This is a genomic window from Pseudomonas sp. NPDC087626 (genome assembly GCF_044743405.1).
Classification (GTDB): domain Bacteria; phylum Pseudomonadota; class Gammaproteobacteria; order Pseudomonadales; family Pseudomonadaceae; genus Aquipseudomonas.
This window is the reverse complement of the sequence record NZ_JBIUWJ010000031.1, coordinates 23,751-39,996: the sequence shown is the minus strand read 5'-3', so window position 1 is coordinate 39,996 and position 16,246 is coordinate 23,751. Positions and strand designations below refer to the sequence as shown.

Below are 16,246 nucleotides of genomic sequence, written 5' to 3'. Positions count from 1 at the left end.
TGAGAAAATGGATGTTGGCATTCAGGCGGGTTCGATAGCTGCATCTACACGACCATAGCGGTCTTCAAACCGAACGATGTCGTCTTCGCCCAAGTAACCGCCAGACTGCACTTCAATCATTTCCAGAGGGATTTTCCCTGGGTTCTCAAGTGCGTGTACTACTCCAACTGGAATGTAGGTCGACTGGTTTTCAGTGAGCAGTATCTGCTTCTCGCCAATCGACACTTTTGCTGTGCCAGTCACAACAATCCAGTGTTCTGCACGGTGATGGTGCATCTGTACCGAGAGTTTCTGTCCTGGGGAAACAGTGATGCGCTTCACCTGGTAACGAGGTCCATTATCAATGGAATCGTAGGCGCCCCATGGACGATATACCTTGCGATGGTTGGTCGCTTCCGTGCGGGCGCTCTGTTTGATGCGATCAACCAGGAGCTTGACGTCTTGTGACTTGTCTTTGGCGGCGACCATCACGGCGTCTGCGGTTTCAACCACGATTACGTCATCCAGGCCCAGTACCGCTACCATACGATGTTCAGCGTGAACATAGGCATTGCTGGTGGACTCAAGCATAACGTCGCCACGAGCGGCATTGCCTTGCGCGTCCTTGTCAGCGATTTCCCAGACTGCCGACCACGAGCCCACGTCGTTCCAGCCTGCATTCAGGGGCACTACCGAGACCTGATCGGAGCGTTCCATCACGGCATAGTCGATCGAGATGTTTTCAGCTGCCGCGAAGCTCAGCATGTCGAGGCGGGTGAAATCCATGTCTTCTTTGGCGTTGCTCAGTGCCGCTTCTACCGCTGCCAGCACTTGAGGGGCGTGCTCGCGCAATTGGGCGAGCATGCTCGACGCCTGGAACAGGAACATGCCGCTGTTCCAGTAGTAGCGGCCGTCGGCCACATACTGCTCAGCGGTGGCTAGGTCGGGCTTTTCGACAAACGCTTGAACAGCCTGAATCTGGTTGGACTTATCTGCCACGCGGATGTAGCCGTAGCCCGTTTCTGCTTTGTTTGGCACGATCCCGAAGGTCACGATTCGGCCATCACGGGCTGCCGGAGCACCTTTTTCAAAGGCTTCGCGCAGCGCGTCCAGGTCATCGAAGACGTGGTCGGCAGGCAGTACCAGCAGTAATTCATCCTTGCCGGTTGCCAGGGCTTTTACAACCGCGGCGGCGATTGCAGGGGCAGTATTGCGGCCAACGGGCTCAAGCAAAATGGCTTGCGGATTGATATTTAGCGCGCGGCACTGCTCGGCAACCAGGAAGCGATGATCTTCATTGCTGACCACAATGGGTGTCAGTGGTCCATCCTGAATGCCAGCAAGACGCGAAAGCGTGCTCTGGAACAGTGACTGATCGCCACTGAGGGTCAGGAACTGTTTCGGGTGCATGGCACGAGACAGTGGCCAAAGTCGGGAGCCGGAGCCGCCAGAAAGAATTACCGGGATCATGTAATTTCCCTATCGCTGATCAAATTGAAATAATTACTTGTATGCGCCTGTGGCGCGGCCTAACAGCATGGTTTGTACGACTGGCGAGATAACTTTTTGCCATTCGTAGATCGCTGCGTTGGTCACGTAAATGGTGTCGTCGGGTTTAATCATGATCTGGCGGGCGTAGAAAACGGCCGCTGGATCACGCATGTCCAGACGTAGGACCGTGGGTTTAGGATTGGTTCCTTCGCCCATGCGAAATACAAACACACCTTCCGGGTTGGCATTGGCTTCTTTCAGGCCGCCGACGCTACCCAGTGCATCCAGCAAGCTGGTGTTTTGCGCTGGCAGGTCCTTGAGTCCGGGTTCGCCGACAGCACCCATGGCAACGAAGCGTTGGCGGGCACGGTCCAGAACAACTTCCGAATTTGGTCGCAGCACCATATTGTTGCCGGCCAGTACATCTTCGTAGTTGAATTGCTGGACTTGGCTGCCGGTGCGCACGGTGACGTTTGCCAGGTGTGGTTCCATGACCGGGCCACCGGCCTGGTTAACTGCGTCCAGCAAGGTCAGGGGGCCCTGCAAGGTACTGAACCGACCTGGGGATTTGACGGCACCGGCTACCAGTACCGAGCCGGAGAGGTCGCCCACCAGTTCGACATGGGTCTGCACGTCGGTGGTTACACCCTTGAGTTGCTTGCGGATCATTTCCTCAACCTGGTTGAGGGTCATGCCGGCGACGAACTGACGGCCCACGTAAGGCAAGGAGATCATGCCCTGGTCGTCGATGCGGGTCTTCAGTTGGGTGCCGCCGCTGGAGAGCGGGGCAAACAATGCCGAACCCTCCGGAGCGTTATCGGTGATCAGTACGCTCAGGATGTCTCCTGCCATCAAGCGCGCGGAGGGTGCGACCGGCTTGGCGATGGAGGCTTGCATCGGCCGCGCTGCACCACGCATGTATGGCGCGATGGTGTTGGCGTTGATCTCGACCAGGTTGTACGACTCGTTCTTGGTTTCAATATCGCCCTTGTACGGGCCTGCGCCCGACAATGTGCCGCCGCATCCGGCCAGGCCCAATGTTGCCAGGGCCAATGCTGCCAGTTTCAGTTTGAACTTTGGTGGGACAGCCAGGGATTTAATCACGATGATCCTCGATCGAAGCCAGGATGAAGCGGGTGATGCCGTACAGCATGAGCAGGCCAAGCAAAATGGTTGCCAGGTTATACAAGCGCTCTGGGTACAGGGCGAGTTGTGGCGTGTTCGGGCTGACTACGGTAACCAGGGTGCGGATCTTTTTACTGGCTTCGATCCGGGCGTTGTCGAGCGCGGCTACTGCAGTCTTGTAGCTTTCTTCGGCAATACCGGCGTCCAGAGTCAATTGCTGGAAACGCGATGCGACAACGTTCAGTTGCGAGCCGTTGGGTGAGGAAACCAGCAAGCGTTTTTCCTTGGCCAGTTGCTGGGTGATGGCGTTGACCTTCTGCTTTTGCTGTTTTACCTGGGGGGAGTCAGGGCGCAGTTTGTATTGCATCTCAGTGAGCACGGCTTGCTCTTTGGTGTACTGGCCTTCGAGGTCGGCGATGATGGTTGCACGATTTTGGGCCGTGTTGCCGCCATCCAGTACTTTGTTGACGTTCTGGAAATCGATCAGCTCGGTTTTGCGCTCGGCATAGTTGGCGCGTGCAGTTGCCAATTCACCTTTGGCGAAGTTCATCTGCTCACGGGCGATGCTGTGGCTGACTTCGTTGACGAAGTGTTCGCTGGCCTCAAGGATGGTGCGCAGCATCTGTTCCGACAGTTCAGGGGTGAAGGCTTGCACTTCCACCCGGAGCAGGCCGGTGGTTTCGTCGTAGTGAGCTGAAACCATGCGCTGATAGTACTTGAGCAGGTCTTCGCGCTCTGCGTCCTTGTTTAGCCAGAAGAAGATATCGCTGCGTTGGGTGGCGTATTGCTCGATCCAGTGCAGGCGTTCTTCGAGCAACAACATCATGTCCATGGACACGATATATTCACGCAGGTAGAGGGTCTCTTCGCGCGAGACCGGATTGGTGCCGGTGATCAGGGTCGCCAACCCAGGTACGGCAGCGCCTTGATTGCCACCGTCCTGGCGGACGACTACCTGGGCGGAGCTGACGTAGCGGTCAGTGGCGAACACGCCGTAGTAAATGGCTGCCAAGGCGAGTGGCAGGATCACCAGGCCAATTGCCAGGCGCCAGCCCTTGAGTTTACCCGTACTGCTCATATGTGATGCATCCTTGAAATGGAACGGTGCTGCGATATAAGGGGGGGGGTATCAGGTGTTATAGGCCTTGATGCCTTCGGCGACGTCTTCGTAGATCTGGATGCCGCCTTCGCGTACCAGCAAGACTATGTCGCAGAGCTTTTCTACTTCCGGCATGGTGTGGGTAACCAGCACGACTTTCGATTGCTGAAGTTTTTGCTGGAATACTTCTGCACATTTGCGTTTGAACTGGGCGTCGCCAACTGACATCACTTCGTCGATCAGGTAGTAATCGAAGTCAAAAGCCATACTCAGGCCAAAGGCCACGCGCGAGCGCATGCCGGATGAGTAAGTTTTGATAGGCTCATCAATCCAGTCGCCAATTTCGGCAAACTCCTGGACGTAACGAACCTTCTCGCGCATGGCTTCGCCTTCCGCGCCGTAGATCCGGGAGACGAACTTTATGTTATCGCGGCCGGTCATGCTGCCTTGAAAACCTCCCGCCAAACCCACAGGCCAGGAAATGCTTTTGTCGGTCACTATGGAGCCTGAGTCAGGGATATCGGCACCGCCAAGCAGGCGCATCAGCGTCGACTTGCCCGCGCCGTTTCGGCCGATAAGGCCAATGTTTTTACCTGGCGGAATGGACAGTGACAGGTTGCGAAAAACATACCGACGCCCCTTGGGGGTCAGGTAGGATTTGGTGACGTTCTTAAGCTCGAACACGTGGGCCTGTACTCATCCGTTCTTCGTGGAAATCAGGTGCAATCGACGGGCGCGATAGCTGCCCAAGGCAATGAACAGCAAAACCACCGTGAACGTGATTACATACTCTTCAGAAACACCATCGACCGGGGTGTAGTGGGGCAGAACTTCAGCTCGAATCAGCTCGACCAAATGCAGGAACGGATTCAGCAGCAGCAATGGCATCATCGCCTGCGGGAGGTAGGCGGCGGGCATCAGTACGCCTGAGATGAAGTACAGTGGAAAGAATGCCATGCGTATTACGAGCTTGAGGCTAGGCATGGCATGGGTGATCAGTGCGAGCAGCATACCCAGACCAAAGGCAAAACATAGACCCAAGCCCAGGGTCGCCGCCCACTGAATTGGGTCGCTTACCGTCATGTCGAAACCAAACCACGCAAAGCCGAACAGTAGAATAGCGTAGACCGTAGCGCTGATGCAGGCTTCCACCAGAGCCCGCGCTATATACGTGTCCAGTGGTTTGATCTGTTTATAGGCAAATAACGATCGGTTCTCCCGCAGGCTGTCCATCAGTCGCAGGGCGATGTTGCGATAGAGTAGGAAAGGGGCCATGCCTACGAGGACAAATACTGGATACTCAACGCCTGCCACGGTGCGGCCACGAATCAGGGTGAATAGGAGGGTAAAAATCAGTAGATGGCAAATCGGCTCGATCAGCGTCCAAACCGCCCCCATGCGCCGCTCACCAAAACGGGCTCGGGCTTCGCGTAACACCAAGGCGAAGATGACCGATTTTTGAATCTGGAAGGAGGAGCGAGATTTCAAGATGGTTACCGCACAGCGAAGCGGCGTGCCTGGGCACACCGGTGAATTCATTTCAGGAAATGCCCGTTTCCCGCGCGGTGATTTGGGGATTCGGGCGGCTTCCGTGCTCTAAGGGCCGGGAGATTAATCGCTGGGTGGTATTAGCGTCAAGTGAGAATCCTTCCATGTTCCTACACATCCCTTTCAATCTGCCTACGTGCATGGCTGGTATTCGGTGGAGATAATGCTGACATTTAGCGAGCATACTTCCTACAAATGACAGATTTATGTTGGTGGGCTCGGTGATATCAAAAAGCTATCAATTGTGCGTTGCCTAATATGTCCAGTACAACCTGAGAAAGTTGTACAAGATAAATTATTTGTATATTTCTTTGGCGTTTAGGTGGACTGGTTACAACTTTCACAAAGAGTGGATACCGGGCAAAGCCTCTGGCGCGCGATAGGTTTGTAGGATGTAGGCAGGTGGTTACTGTGGCTCTGAAAGATTGTGCATACGGGATTCCGCTCGGAAACGGCGGTGAAATTGCATGGGGGGAGCCGCAGATTTTGGATTTGGAAAGGCGTTGGTGGCGATGATCGAGGCGGTAAGTAAGTTAGATGTGTATGAATATGCGGTAGGTACGAGTTGATCCTCGGCTATTGAATGATGGTGCGAGTATGTATAGAGGCTACTAGGTCAGCGCTTGACTGGGACGATTGTCCCAGTCTTTGTATCTCAATCGCAGCAGTATTGAGCAGCATTTCATCTAGATAGATGTCGAAACATAAAGCGGTGTTCATTGCATTTCATTCATGTGGGTTCGTTTTATCTCACTCAAACTGCGACTTGTCCCACGGCTCTCAGAGACTAATCGCAGTGCGGTGTTTGTAATGTAGTGACAGCTACCTTAGCTCCCACAGGTTTTGCTCTCGAGTCTCAGAGAGGCTTCATCAGCAACTGACACCAAGGCTGGACGGAAAAGTCGAGGCCCCAGCGAGTCGGCGCTGAAACCTCGGCTGAACGATCGATTTGATCTGATGTGTACCGCGATTCAGGCCCAGCGTCGAAACAATACGCTGGCATTCACCCCACCAAACCCGAAGCCGTTGGACAGTGCGTATTCCATCGGCATGTGCCGCGCCTCACCCTGAACCAGGTCCAGGCCTTCGGCTGCGCTATCTGGCGTGTGCAAGTTGAGCGTTGCCGGGGCTACCTGGTCACGCAGGGCTAGAATGGCGAAGATCGCTTCGATGCCTCCGGCAGCGCCCAACAGGTGGCCAGTGGCGGATTTGGTGGCGCTGATCGCCAGGCCGCTGTGGGTGCCGAACACCGTCTTGATCGCCGCGAGCTCACCTTTGTCGCCGACCGGGGTCGAGGTAGCGTGGGCGTTCAAGTGCTGGACCTGGGAGGCTTGCACGCCGGCCTGGCGCAGGGCTTGCTGCATCGCTCGGCGGGCGCCGTCTCCGTCTTCCGGGCCGGCGGTCATGTGGTAGGCATCGGCGCTGGTGCCGTAGCCCACCAGTTCGGCGATTGGCTTGGCGCCACGAGCCAGGGCGTGCTCCAGTTCTTCGATCACCAGCAGGCCGGCGCCTTCGCCCATGACAAAACCGTCGCGCGCCGTATCGAAGGGGCGAGAGGCCTGTTCAGGTGTTTCGTTGTGATCGCTTGATAGTGCTCGTGCCGCAGCAAAGCCGGCCAGGCTGACCCGGTGAATGGCCGCTTCGGCCCCGCCACAAACAGCAACGTCCACTTCGCTTGCGCGAATCATGCGTGCGGCGTCGCCAATGGCTTGAACCCCAGCGGCGCAGGCCGTCACCGGGGCTCCAAGCGGTCCCTTGAACCCATGTTGAATGGAGATGTGGCCGGCGGCCATGTTGCTCAGGAAGGAAGGGATGGTGAATGGCGACAGGCGTCGCGGCCCCTTGCTATCCGTGGTGCGTACGGCCTCGGCGATCGCCGGAAAGCCACCCACGCCCGAGGCGATGATGGTTGCCGTGCGCTCCTGTTGCTCCGCGGTCTGTGGCGCCCAACCGGCTTGTGCCAGGGCTTCATGGGCGGCGGCGAGGGCAAACAGAATGAAGCGATCCATTTTGCGCTGTTCTTTTGCCGCCAGCAGTTGGTCGGGGTCGAAGCCGGCTTCAGGGTCCTGCGTCCGGTCGGGAACCTGGCCGCCGATGCTGATCGACAGGTCACCAATCAGCGATTCCGGGAGTCGACGAATACCGGAATCGCCCGCCAGCAGGCGTTGCCAAACCGGTTCGACTCCGCAGCCCAGCGGGGTCAATGCGCCCATGCCTGTGACAACAATGCGTTTGCTCATGACAGTCCAGCTCCTTCAGCTTTGTAGGGGGGTAGTGATGTATGGACGTAACTATCATCATGAAAGTAACATGCCCGTACGACAAATGTCCGAGCGCATCACCCGAGGAGCCGCCATGCAACGCAAAACCCTGGCCCACGCCGAATGCCCAATCGCCCGCAGCCTGGAAAGGGTGGGTGAGTGGTGGAGTATCTTGATCATGCGTGACGCCTTGCACGGGTTGCGCCGATTCGACGAGTTTTCCCGCAGCCTGGACATTGCGCCGAACATGCTTACCCGGCGCCTGAATTCATTGGTCGAGGATGGGTTACTGGAGCGCCACGCTTACAGTAAGCGGCCGTTGCGTTATGAATACGTGCCAACCGCTAAAGGGGAAGACTTTCGTGTGGTGCTCATGGCTTTTGTGGCATGGGGTAATACGCACTATGCGCCGGAAGGACAGAGCGTGCAGATTGTCGAGCGTGAGACTGGTAGGCCGGTGCAGCCGATGATGGCGGATATTGCTGATGGGCATCTGGTGCCATTGGCGCAATGCACGGTCCAGGCGGGGCCGGCGGCCAGCGCCGGCATGCGTCAGCGGTTGCGAGCAATGGCTGATTGAGGGAGTGGGGTGTAACTATAAAGGTCGGTTCGCTTTGCTCAAATCCCCCGCTGATTAACCCGCCCACTCAACTCCTGCGCAGTCTCCTTGCGCTCCGAATACCGATCCACCAGGTCCGGCCGATCACGCAGCAGCAGCGTGAACTTCACCAGTTCCTCCATGACATCCACTACTCGATCATAGAGCGCCGAGGGTTTCATGCGGTTGTGTTCGTCGAACTCGAGGAAGGCTTTTGGCACGGAGGACTGGTTGGGGATGGTGAACATGCGCATCCAGCGGCCCAGGACCCGCAGTTGGTTGACGGTGTTGAAGGACTGCGAGCCGCCTGAGACTTGCATCACGGCCAGGGTTTTACCCTGGGTCGGGCGGATGGCGCCGAGGGCCAGGGGCACCCAGTCGATCTGCGCCTTGAATACGGCGGACATTGAGCCGTGGCGTTCTGGTGAGCACCAGACCTGGCCTTCTGACCATTGCATCAGCTGTAGCAGTTCTTGGACTTTCGGGTGGTCGCTGGGGGCGTCGTCGGGTAGGGGCAGGCCGGATGGGTTGAAGATGCGGGTCTCGGCGCCGAAGTGTTGCAGCAGGCGGGCGGCTTCCTCTACCAGCAGGCGGCTGAAGGAGCGCGGGCGGGTCGAGCCGTAGAGCAGCAGGATGCGCGGTGGGTGCTGGTCGTTGCTGGTCGGGAGCAGGGTGTTGGACAGCAGGGTGTCGAGGTTGGGCAGGTGTTCGTTCATCAGGGGCTCCGGGTCAAAGGCGGGCGATGCGTTCGAGTTCGGTTTGCAGGGCGGCGGCGTCGAGTTGGGCGAAGGGCAGTTGGAAGAATGCGCGGCAACGGGTTTCGATGATGGCCAGCGTGGCGTTGAATGCGCCATTGATCTGGGCTTCGCTGCCGCTGATCTCGGAGGGGTCTTCGAGGCCCCAATGGGCCTTGAGTGCGGGGCCGAAGTACACGGGGCAGGATTCCCCGGCGGCTTTGTCACAGACGGTGATGACAATGTCCGGCGGGCTGTCGGCGAAGGCCTCGTTGCCTTTGCTGTGCAATCCTGTGGTGGCGATACCGGCCGCCTGCAAGGTGCTCAGGCTGCGGGGCAGGACCTGGCCCTTGGGGAAGCTGCCGGCACTCACTGCCGTGAAGCCTGTGGGGGCGAGGTGGTTGAACAGCGCTTCGGACAGGATGCTGCGACAGCTGTTGGCTGTGCACATGAACAGGACTTTCATCGATTTCTCCGTGGTGTGTAGGCCAGAGTCGTGACTGGTCATACATATGGATTATCGAATATACGAATTATCGAATATTAGGTAAAGCGCGGGAGTGATTTTTATCGATGCGGCGCCGGCGGCTTAAACGAAAAGGGCGACCGTTGTGGGTCGCCCGTTCTAGTGCATCGCTCGGGAGTCGTCAGAGCTCCAGCCCTTGCTCGATCACCGCGAGAAAGTTCAGCTCATCCAGTGCCACCGGAGTGGGGCGTGGTTGTCCGGTGCGGGCCACGGGCTGGATTTGCCATACGGGCTCGGCCATGTCGTTCTCGGTGCGGCGGATGTACAGCGCCTGGCCTTTACCGCGGATGTCGACCTGGCCTGTGCCACCGATGACGAAACGGGCAATGGGGTCCAGGGTGATGGTGTTGTGGTTGCCCTCGATCTGCAGCTTGTCGATGGCGTAGTTGAAGGTCTCGCCGGATGGCAGGCTCTCGAACACGCGGGTCGGTACCCTGCGGATGTTGAGGCCGGCGTGGGTCAGCGGCTCGAGCCAGGTTTCCAGTTGGTGGTACATGTCATAGACCTGGCTTGGCCAGTGTTCAATGGCCAGGTCGGCGCGGGCCTCGGCGTCCACACGGGTTTTTTGTTTTTGCTTCAGTTTCGTGGCGAGTTCGTCTGCCTTGCTCATTCCGATTCCCTATCGTGCGTTCAGAGTAGTCTGCGCTTTCAAGGTACTGCACTTGACCGAGTGATTGCCAGTCGCCGGCACCACCCTGGTGCGGGTTAGACAAGAATGTCTTCTGCTGATGCGCGGCCAGCCCTCACAATAGGCCCATTGGATGTTTGGTTTTCAGGTGGGTGAATGAAAAAACTGTCTGTATGGGTCCTGTTTGCTGTGCTGGCGATTGGCAGTGTGATCCTGAGCAATACACCGCAATCCTCGCGCAACAAACAGCAGAACGAGTCGGCGTCGGGGGTGTTCGACTATTACCTGCTGGCGTTGTCCTGGTCGCCGACCTTTTGTCTGACACGTCCGGAAAATGCCCAGTGTTCGGGCAAGGGCTACGGGTTTGTGTTGCACGGTCTGTGGCCGCAGTACGCCAAGGGTGGCTGGCCGCAGTCTTGCGTGCCGAATGCGCGGTTGTCGGCGGCCGAGCGGGCGAGGGGGCTGACGCTGTTTGTCACGCCGGCCTTGCTCAAGCATGAGTGGGCCAAGCACGGTACCTGCAGCGGGCTGGGTGCCATGGGCTACCTGGCGGCTGCGGACAAGGCGCTCGGCGCGGTGAAGATACCCGAGCCGCTGCAGCCTTTGAGCAAAGAGGTGTATTTCTCTGCCCAGGACATCACGCAGATGTTTCGCCGCAGCAACCCCGGGATACCGGCTGACGGTATTGCGGTGATCTGTCGCGGCCCGGAGTTGTCTGAGGTGCGGGTGTGCATGGCCAAGGACCTGTCGTTCCAGGCGTGCGGCAAGGGAGTGAAAAACCAGTGTCGCTCGGGTGATATCCGAGTGCCGCCGAAGCGTTGAGGGGCTGGATGCGTTTTTGTAGCAGCCGAACGCAGCCTCGCTACGCTCGACAGTTGCTACAAGTGGTCCGCAGTCGTTACAGGTGCACAACTGCTCGACACGGCCGCTTTTATAGGGGCAGGCCCAGGGCGGCCAGGTCTTTGCGCAGTTGCCCGGCGTTGCTGAACTGCAGTGCATTGAAGCCTTCGCGGCGGGCGCCTTCGATGTTGGGGGTATCAGCGTCTCGTGTGTCGGGTGGTGGGCGATGGCTTCGTCGATGGCTTCCTGCCATGAGCGTCCGGCGTCCTGGCGTTCGTTCCAGTCGGTACTGCAGACCTCGGACAGAAAGGTCTCCATGCCGTGCTCGTCAGCGCCAAACAGCTTGCGGTAGAGGTTTCTCGGGTTCCAGCGAATCAGCACATTGCCCAGGTCGAAGACCACGGTGTCGATGGCGGACGGATGGTCCTGATGGTTCATGCGTTCCTCCATGGATAGCCGATAAGAATGAAGGTCCCAGCCTAGCAGAACACATGGGGGCTGCCGGTATAGGTGTTATCGCGCTGCCGTGGTTTGCCCCTCGTCACCGCCGTAGGCTAAGCTTTGTCGATCAAGGGATCCGGGCGTCTGCTCGCGTTTTACCCTTCAAGGATGATGCATTTGCCAACCCCCATTCACGATTCCCGCGATACGCTCGGCGGCCCATTGAAGCGTTTACCCCTGCGCAAGGCGGCGGTGATCTTTATTGCGGCGGTGTGTCTGAGCCTGTGTGGCCTGCTGTACCTGCAGCTCGAACAATCCCGGCATCACGATTTGTCCCAGGCGCAAATTGCTTCGGTGAACCTCACGCGGGCGATGGCGCAACAGGCCGAGGATACCTTCCTGGCTGCCGATCTGGTGGTGACCAGCCTGGTCGACTGGATTCAGGCCGACGGTTTTGGCGTGGCGTCGAGCCCGCGCCTGCAGCGCACCTTTGCCCGTCGGGTGCAGGCCCTGGAACAGTTGCATGGACTGTTTCTGTTCGATCGCCAAGGGCAGTGGGTGGTGACCTCGTTTGGTGAGTTGCCGACCCGGCAGGGCATCGCCGATCGTGAGTATTTCCGGTTCCATCAACAGAACGCTTCGTTGCAGGCGCATATCGGTCCGGCGATCCGCAGTCGGCAGAATGGTGAGTGGATCATCCCGTTGTCGCGACGGGTGAATGACCACAATGGTCAATTCCAGGGCGTGCTGATGGCGGGCATCCGCATGGAGTATTTCGACCGGTTTTTCAAAAGCTTCAGCCTCGACGACCACGCCTTGATGTTTCTGGCCCTGGCGGATGGCACTTTATTGGCCCGGCGGCCAGGTGCGGAGTTGCGCATTGGTGAGTCGCTGGCCCAGGGGGCGATCTTCAAGGACTACTTGCCGAATGCACCCTCGGGCACTGCGATGATTCGCTCGAAGGTGGACGGCGAGCTGCGGCTGTACGGCTACCAGCAGCTGGACGCGTATCCGCTAGTGGTAGCGGCGGCTACTCCTGAGGCGGTGGTGCTGCGCGGCTGGTATGCCAATGCGGTGCAGTCCAGTGTCATCGTGGCCCTGGTGGTGCTCGGCGTGAGTCTGTTCGGTTGGGTGTTCGTGCTGCAGGTGCGCAACGGTGAGCGCATCGAGGCAGACCTGCGTGCGGCCCAGGAGCGCCTGGAAGTGATCGCCACCCATGACAGCCTGACCGGCCTGGCGAATCGACGGTTGTTCGAGCGGGCGCTGCAGATCGAGTTTGCCCGGGGACTGCGCCAGCAACGTCCGCTAAGCCTGATCATGCTCGATGTTGATTACTTCAAGCGCTTCAACGACAACTACGGCCACGTCGCCGGCGACCAATGCCTGGCGCAGGTGGCTGGCGTGATCAAGGGGTGCTGCCAACGCCCGTCCGACCTGGTGGTGCGCTACGGCGGGGAAGAGTTTGCGGTGCTGTTGCCGGATACCGATATCCAGGGTGCCGTCGCCATTGCCGAGCAGATTCGGCACAGCGTCCAGGGCGCCAACATTCTCCACAGCGGCGCGCCTTCGGGGCAGTTGACCGTCAGTCTTGGCTGCCATGCGATTGTGCCCAGGGAGGGCGACAGCATCGAGAGGCTCATCGAGTGCGCGGATGCGGCGTTGTACCAGGCCAAGAACTTCGGCAGGAATCGCACGCAGGTGGCCTCCATGGAGGGGCGTCCGAGCGATGCCCCTAGTCGGCGCTGAACGCCTTGCGTAGCCGTGCGATGGTCTGCTCGGTGGACAGCCCGGGAGCCGGCGGCGGATCCGGGCGTTCACAGAACTCGCGCCAGACAAACAGCGTCAGCTCTGCGCCATCGGTAAGGGATTGGGGGTTGGGCGCGCCAAAACCCTGCAGGAGCCGATAGCGCGAGTCCTGCCAGAACAGGTTTTCCACCCAGTCGAACACCGGGATGAAGTGAAAGTGGATGGGCTGGTCGGGGGTATGGCCGTAGCGGCCGATATACAGGCGTTTTGGCTGCAACTGGCTCTGCATCACCTGTTGGGTGCGCGCCATTAACACCCCGAGTTCAGCCAGCGCCTCGGCGGGCAGCTCGTGGAGCGCATTGACGTTGGCCCTGGCCCCGAGCATCAGATAGCCCGGCAGTCGCGAGTTGATCCGGTGGTTGACGATCCAGTGGGCGGTTTGATGGACGATCAGCTGTGGGTCGATGTGCATGTTCGGGCGTCACCTTTTCTTCACCGGGCCGATGAGGGAAATCAATTGTCGTTGCCTGTGGCGGCTATCGTATAACGTTTGCCCATCGGCACGGCACTCGACCGCTCCAGGTCCGGTGCGCCTTCATGTCCAAGGAATCGCTCATGACCGCGACTGCGCTCGAACACATCGACCTGTACCTTCAGCGTCTTGGTTTTGCCACGCCACCCAAGCCCACCCTGGAAGCCTTGGGTGAACTGCAGCTAAGGCACACCAGCACCTTTGTTTTCGAAAATCTCTCGCCCCTGGCCGGATTGCCGGTGCCCCTCGACCTGCCATCGATCCAGCACAAAGTGCTGCATGAGGGGCGTGGCGGTTATTGCTACGAGCTCAACAATCTATACATGACCCTGCTGGAGCACCTGGGGTACCAGGTGCGCGGTATCACCGGGCGCGTGGTGATGAACGCGCCACAGGACGCCTGGGCGGCCCGTACCCATCGCCTGACTCTGGTGACCCTCAATGGCCTGCGCTACATCACCGATGTCGGCTTTGGCGGCATGGTGCCGACGGCGCCGCTGCTGCTCGATACCGAACAGGAGCAGGCCACGCCCCATGAGCCGTATCGCATCCTCCGCGAGGACGAAAGCTACACCCTGCACGCCAAGGTCGCTGGCGAGTGGCGGGCAATGTATGTCTTCGACCTGCAGCGTCAGGGCGATATCGATTATGAGATCGGCAACTGGTACGTCTCGACTCACCCGCAATCACCGTTCTTGCAGCGCCTGATGGTGGCGCGGACCGGGGAGGGCGTGCGCCGCACCCTGAACAACGGCAGCTATGCCGTGCATCGCCTGGGCAGCCCCAGCGAGCGGCGCGAGATCAATGATGTGCAGGAGCTGATCGAGTTGCTGCGCAGTGAGTTCTTGCTCGAGGTACCCGAGCATCCGGCACTGCGGGCGACCCTGGCAGGATTGATCGCCATTGAGCAATAAGTAGCGACTTCGCAAAAAAAAGCTGATCAGTTGATCAGCTTTTTTCGACCGACGGTAAAGCCCGGAAAGTGCAGGCTAGACGGTTCGAAGCGGGCTTGGGTGGATGCTTGTCCATTATGTGACTGATAAGTTGTATACAACTCTATGGACATTTGTCTTGGGTGTTGAATACAGTGTGCGCATAACAAAAACCCAGGGAACCCCCCACGATGAAAACGCCCTCTGTTTCACACCAACGGCCCGAGGATGAAAACCTCGGGGTCGGCGCGAATATGGCTTACGGCCTGCAACACGTTCTGACCATGTATGGCGGTATCGTTGCGGTACCACTGATCATCGGCCAGGCGGCCGGGCTTTCTCCGGCGGACATTGGTCTGTTGATCGCGGCATCGTTGTTTGCAGGGGGGTTGGCAACGCTGCTGCAAACCCTGGGTCTGCCGTTTTTCGGTTGTCAGTTGCCGCTGGTGCAGGGTGTGTCGTTCTCCGGCGTCGCGACCATGGTGGCGATTGTCAGCAGTGGTGGGGAGGGCGGCTTCCAGTCGATCCTGGGGGCGGTGATTGCCGCCTCGTTGATCGGCTTATTGATCACCCCGGTGTTCTCGCGGATCACCAAGTTCTTCCCGCCGCTGGTGACCGGTATCGTGATCACCACCATCGGCCTGACGCTAATGCCGGTGGCCGCGCGCTGGGCCATGGGTGGCAACAGTCATGCCGAAGACTTCGGCAGCATGGCCAACATCGGCCTGGCGGCCGTGACCCTGATGCTGGTATTGCTGCTGAGCAAGATCGGCAGCGCCACCATCTCCCGCCTGTCGATCCTGCTGGCCATGGTCATCGGTACCCTGATCGCGGTATTCCTCGGCATGGCTGACTTCTCAAGCGTCAGCGAAGGGCCGATGTTCGGCTTCCCGACACCGTTCCACTTCGGTATGCCGACTTTCCACTTCGCCGCGATCCTATCGATGTGCATTGTGGTCATGGTGACCCTGGTCGAGACCTCCGCGGACATCCTCGCGGTCGGTGAGATCATCGACACCAAGGTCGACTCCAAGCGACTGGGCAACGGCCTGCGGGCTGACATGCTGTCGAGCATGATCGCGCCGATCTTCGGCTCCTTCACCCAGAGCGCCTTCGCCCAGAACGTCGGGTTGGTGGCGGTGACCGGGATCAAGAGCCGTTACGTGGTGGCCACCGGCGGCCTGTTCCTGGTGATCCTCGGGCTGCTGCCGTTCATGGGCCGGGTGATTGCCGCAGTACCGACCTCGGTACTTGGTGGAGCCGGTATCGTGCTGTTCGGCACCGTGGCCGCCAGCGGCATTCGTACCCTGTCCAAGGTCGATTACCGCAACAACGTCAACCTGATCATCGTCGCCACCTCGATCGGCTTCGGCATGATCCCGATCGCCGCGCCGAGCTTCTACGATCACTTCCCAAGCTGGTTCGCCACCATCTTCCACTCCGGCATCAGTTCGTCGGCGATCATGGCGATCCTGTTGAACCTGGCGTTCAACCACTTCACCACCGGCAACTCGGACCAGCAATCGGTATTCGCTGCGGGCACCGAGCGCACCTTGCGCTTCCAGGACCTGGCTGCGCTGCGTGAAGGCGACTACTTCAGTGATGGCAAGTTGCATGACTGCGACGGTAATGAAGTGCCGGTGATAGTCGAGGACCACGGTCACGGCGCGCCGGAACATCGACCTGCGCAGCTGAAGAGTAGTGAGCACGTCTGACCGCAGTCACTGCTGAAAAAAGAGGCCGACCTGTTGTTTAGACAGGTCGGC

General features: G+C 58.9%; 16 protein-coding genes. 5 read left to right on the top strand and 11 right to left on the bottom strand.

The window, feature by feature from the left end; genetic code table 11:
* Positions 1-21 precede the first annotated feature (21 nt).
* From ACIOVD_RS22220 to fabF, 6 genes are all read right to left on the bottom strand, one after another.
* Positions 22-1,449, bottom strand: coding sequence for a mannose-1-phosphate guanylyltransferase/mannose-6-phosphate isomerase (locus ACIOVD_RS22220; protein WP_401130213.1), 1,428 nt, complete (start codon positions 1,447-1,449; stop codon positions 22-24).
* A 33-nt stretch (positions 1,450-1,482) separates the two neighbouring features.
* The gene (locus tag ACIOVD_RS22215; RefSeq protein WP_401130211.1) at positions 1,483-2,574 is read right to left on the bottom strand and encodes a polysaccharide biosynthesis/export family protein; all 1,092 of its coding nucleotides are present in this window, start codon (positions 2,572-2,574) and stop codon (positions 1,483-1,485) included.
* The gene (locus ACIOVD_RS22210; RefSeq protein WP_401130209.1) at positions 2,567-3,673 is read right to left on the bottom strand and encodes an ABC transporter permease; all 1,107 of its coding nucleotides are present in this window, start codon (positions 3,671-3,673) and stop codon (positions 2,567-2,569) included. Before ACIOVD_RS22210 ends, ACIOVD_RS22215 begins: the two co-directional genes overlap by 8 nt.
* A gap of 51 nt (positions 3,674-3,724) precedes the next feature.
* The gene (locus ACIOVD_RS22205) at positions 3,725-4,378 is read right to left on the bottom strand and encodes an ABC transporter ATP-binding protein (protein ID WP_401130207.1); all 654 of its coding nucleotides are present in this window, start codon (positions 4,376-4,378) and stop codon (positions 3,725-3,727) included.
* A 12-nt stretch (positions 4,379-4,390) separates the two neighbouring features.
* Complete coding sequence (locus ACIOVD_RS22200; RefSeq protein ID WP_401130205.1) at positions 4,391-5,182, bottom strand: ABC transporter permease; 792 nt, start codon at positions 5,180-5,182, stop codon at positions 4,391-4,393.
* Between the two features lie 1,031 nt (positions 5,183-6,213).
* Positions 6,214-7,482 (bottom strand): beta-ketoacyl-ACP synthase II, encoded by a 1,269-nt coding sequence (gene fabF / locus ACIOVD_RS22195; RefSeq protein WP_401130203.1) that lies wholly within the window; start codon positions 7,480-7,482, stop codon positions 6,214-6,216.
* A 115-nt stretch (positions 7,483-7,597) separates the two neighbouring features.
* Here fabF and ACIOVD_RS22190 point away from each other — a divergent pair, with 115 nt between their 5' ends.
* A complete protein-coding gene (locus ACIOVD_RS22190) occupies positions 7,598-8,083 on the top strand; it encodes a winged helix-turn-helix transcriptional regulator (protein WP_401130250.1) in 486 nt (161 codons plus the stop codon).
* 38 nt (positions 8,084-8,121) lie between these two features.
* On the opposite strand, the gene arsH is transcribed toward ACIOVD_RS22190, so the two are convergent.
* The 3 genes from arsH to ACIOVD_RS22175 all read right to left on the bottom strand — a co-directional run bounded on the left by arsH (position 8,122) and on the right by ACIOVD_RS22175 (position 9,971).
* Positions 8,122-8,817, bottom strand: coding sequence for an arsenical resistance protein ArsH (gene arsH / locus ACIOVD_RS22185; RefSeq protein WP_401130201.1), 696 nt, complete (start codon positions 8,815-8,817; stop codon positions 8,122-8,124).
* Between the two features lie 13 nt (positions 8,818-8,830).
* Entirely contained in the window at positions 8,831-9,301 is a 471-nt protein-coding gene (locus tag ACIOVD_RS22180) for an arsenate reductase ArsC (RefSeq protein WP_401130199.1), read from the bottom strand.
* Positions 9,302-9,482: 181 nt separating this feature from the next.
* A complete protein-coding gene (locus ACIOVD_RS22175) occupies positions 9,483-9,971 on the bottom strand; it encodes a hypothetical protein (RefSeq protein WP_095165266.1) in 489 nt (162 codons plus the stop codon).
* Positions 9,972-10,145: 174 nt separating this feature from the next.
* Between ACIOVD_RS22175 and ACIOVD_RS22170 the strand changes: the two genes are divergently transcribed.
* Positions 10,146-10,811 carry a ribonuclease gene (locus ACIOVD_RS22170; protein ID WP_401130197.1) on the top strand — a complete coding sequence of 222 codons (666 nt, stop codon included), beginning with the start codon at positions 10,146-10,148 and terminating at the stop codon, positions 10,809-10,811.
* Between the two features lie 109 nt (positions 10,812-10,920).
* Here the strand turns inward: ACIOVD_RS22170 and ACIOVD_RS22165 are convergent, their stop codons facing one another.
* A complete protein-coding gene (locus ACIOVD_RS22165; RefSeq protein WP_320332619.1) occupies positions 10,921-11,082 on the bottom strand; it encodes a hypothetical protein in 162 nt (53 codons plus the stop codon).
* A 365-nt stretch (positions 11,083-11,447) separates the two neighbouring features.
* On the opposite strand from ACIOVD_RS22165, the gene ACIOVD_RS22160 reads away from it, so the two are divergent.
* Positions 11,448-13,016, top strand: a complete 1,569-nt coding sequence (locus ACIOVD_RS22160) for a diguanylate cyclase (RefSeq protein WP_320332618.1) — start codon at positions 11,448-11,450, stop codon at positions 13,014-13,016.
* Here the strand turns inward: ACIOVD_RS22160 and ACIOVD_RS22155 are convergent.
* On the bottom strand, positions 13,003-13,488 hold the full coding sequence (locus ACIOVD_RS22155) for an HIT family protein (protein WP_401130194.1): 486 nt from the start codon (positions 13,486-13,488) through the stop codon (positions 13,003-13,005). The genes ACIOVD_RS22160 and ACIOVD_RS22155 overlap by 14 nt on opposite strands.
* A 143-nt stretch (positions 13,489-13,631) precedes the next feature.
* On the opposite strand from ACIOVD_RS22155, the gene ACIOVD_RS22150 reads away from it, so the two are divergent.
* Positions 13,632-14,462, top strand: a complete 831-nt coding sequence (locus tag ACIOVD_RS22150) for an arylamine N-acetyltransferase (protein WP_401130192.1) — start codon at positions 13,632-13,634, stop codon at positions 14,460-14,462.
* A 209-nt stretch (positions 14,463-14,671) separates the two neighbouring features.
* Positions 14,672-16,195, top strand: coding sequence for a nucleobase:cation symporter-2 family protein (locus ACIOVD_RS22145; RefSeq protein WP_095165259.1), 1,524 nt, complete (start codon positions 14,672-14,674; stop codon positions 16,193-16,195).
* Positions 16,196-16,246: the final 51 nt, after the last annotated feature.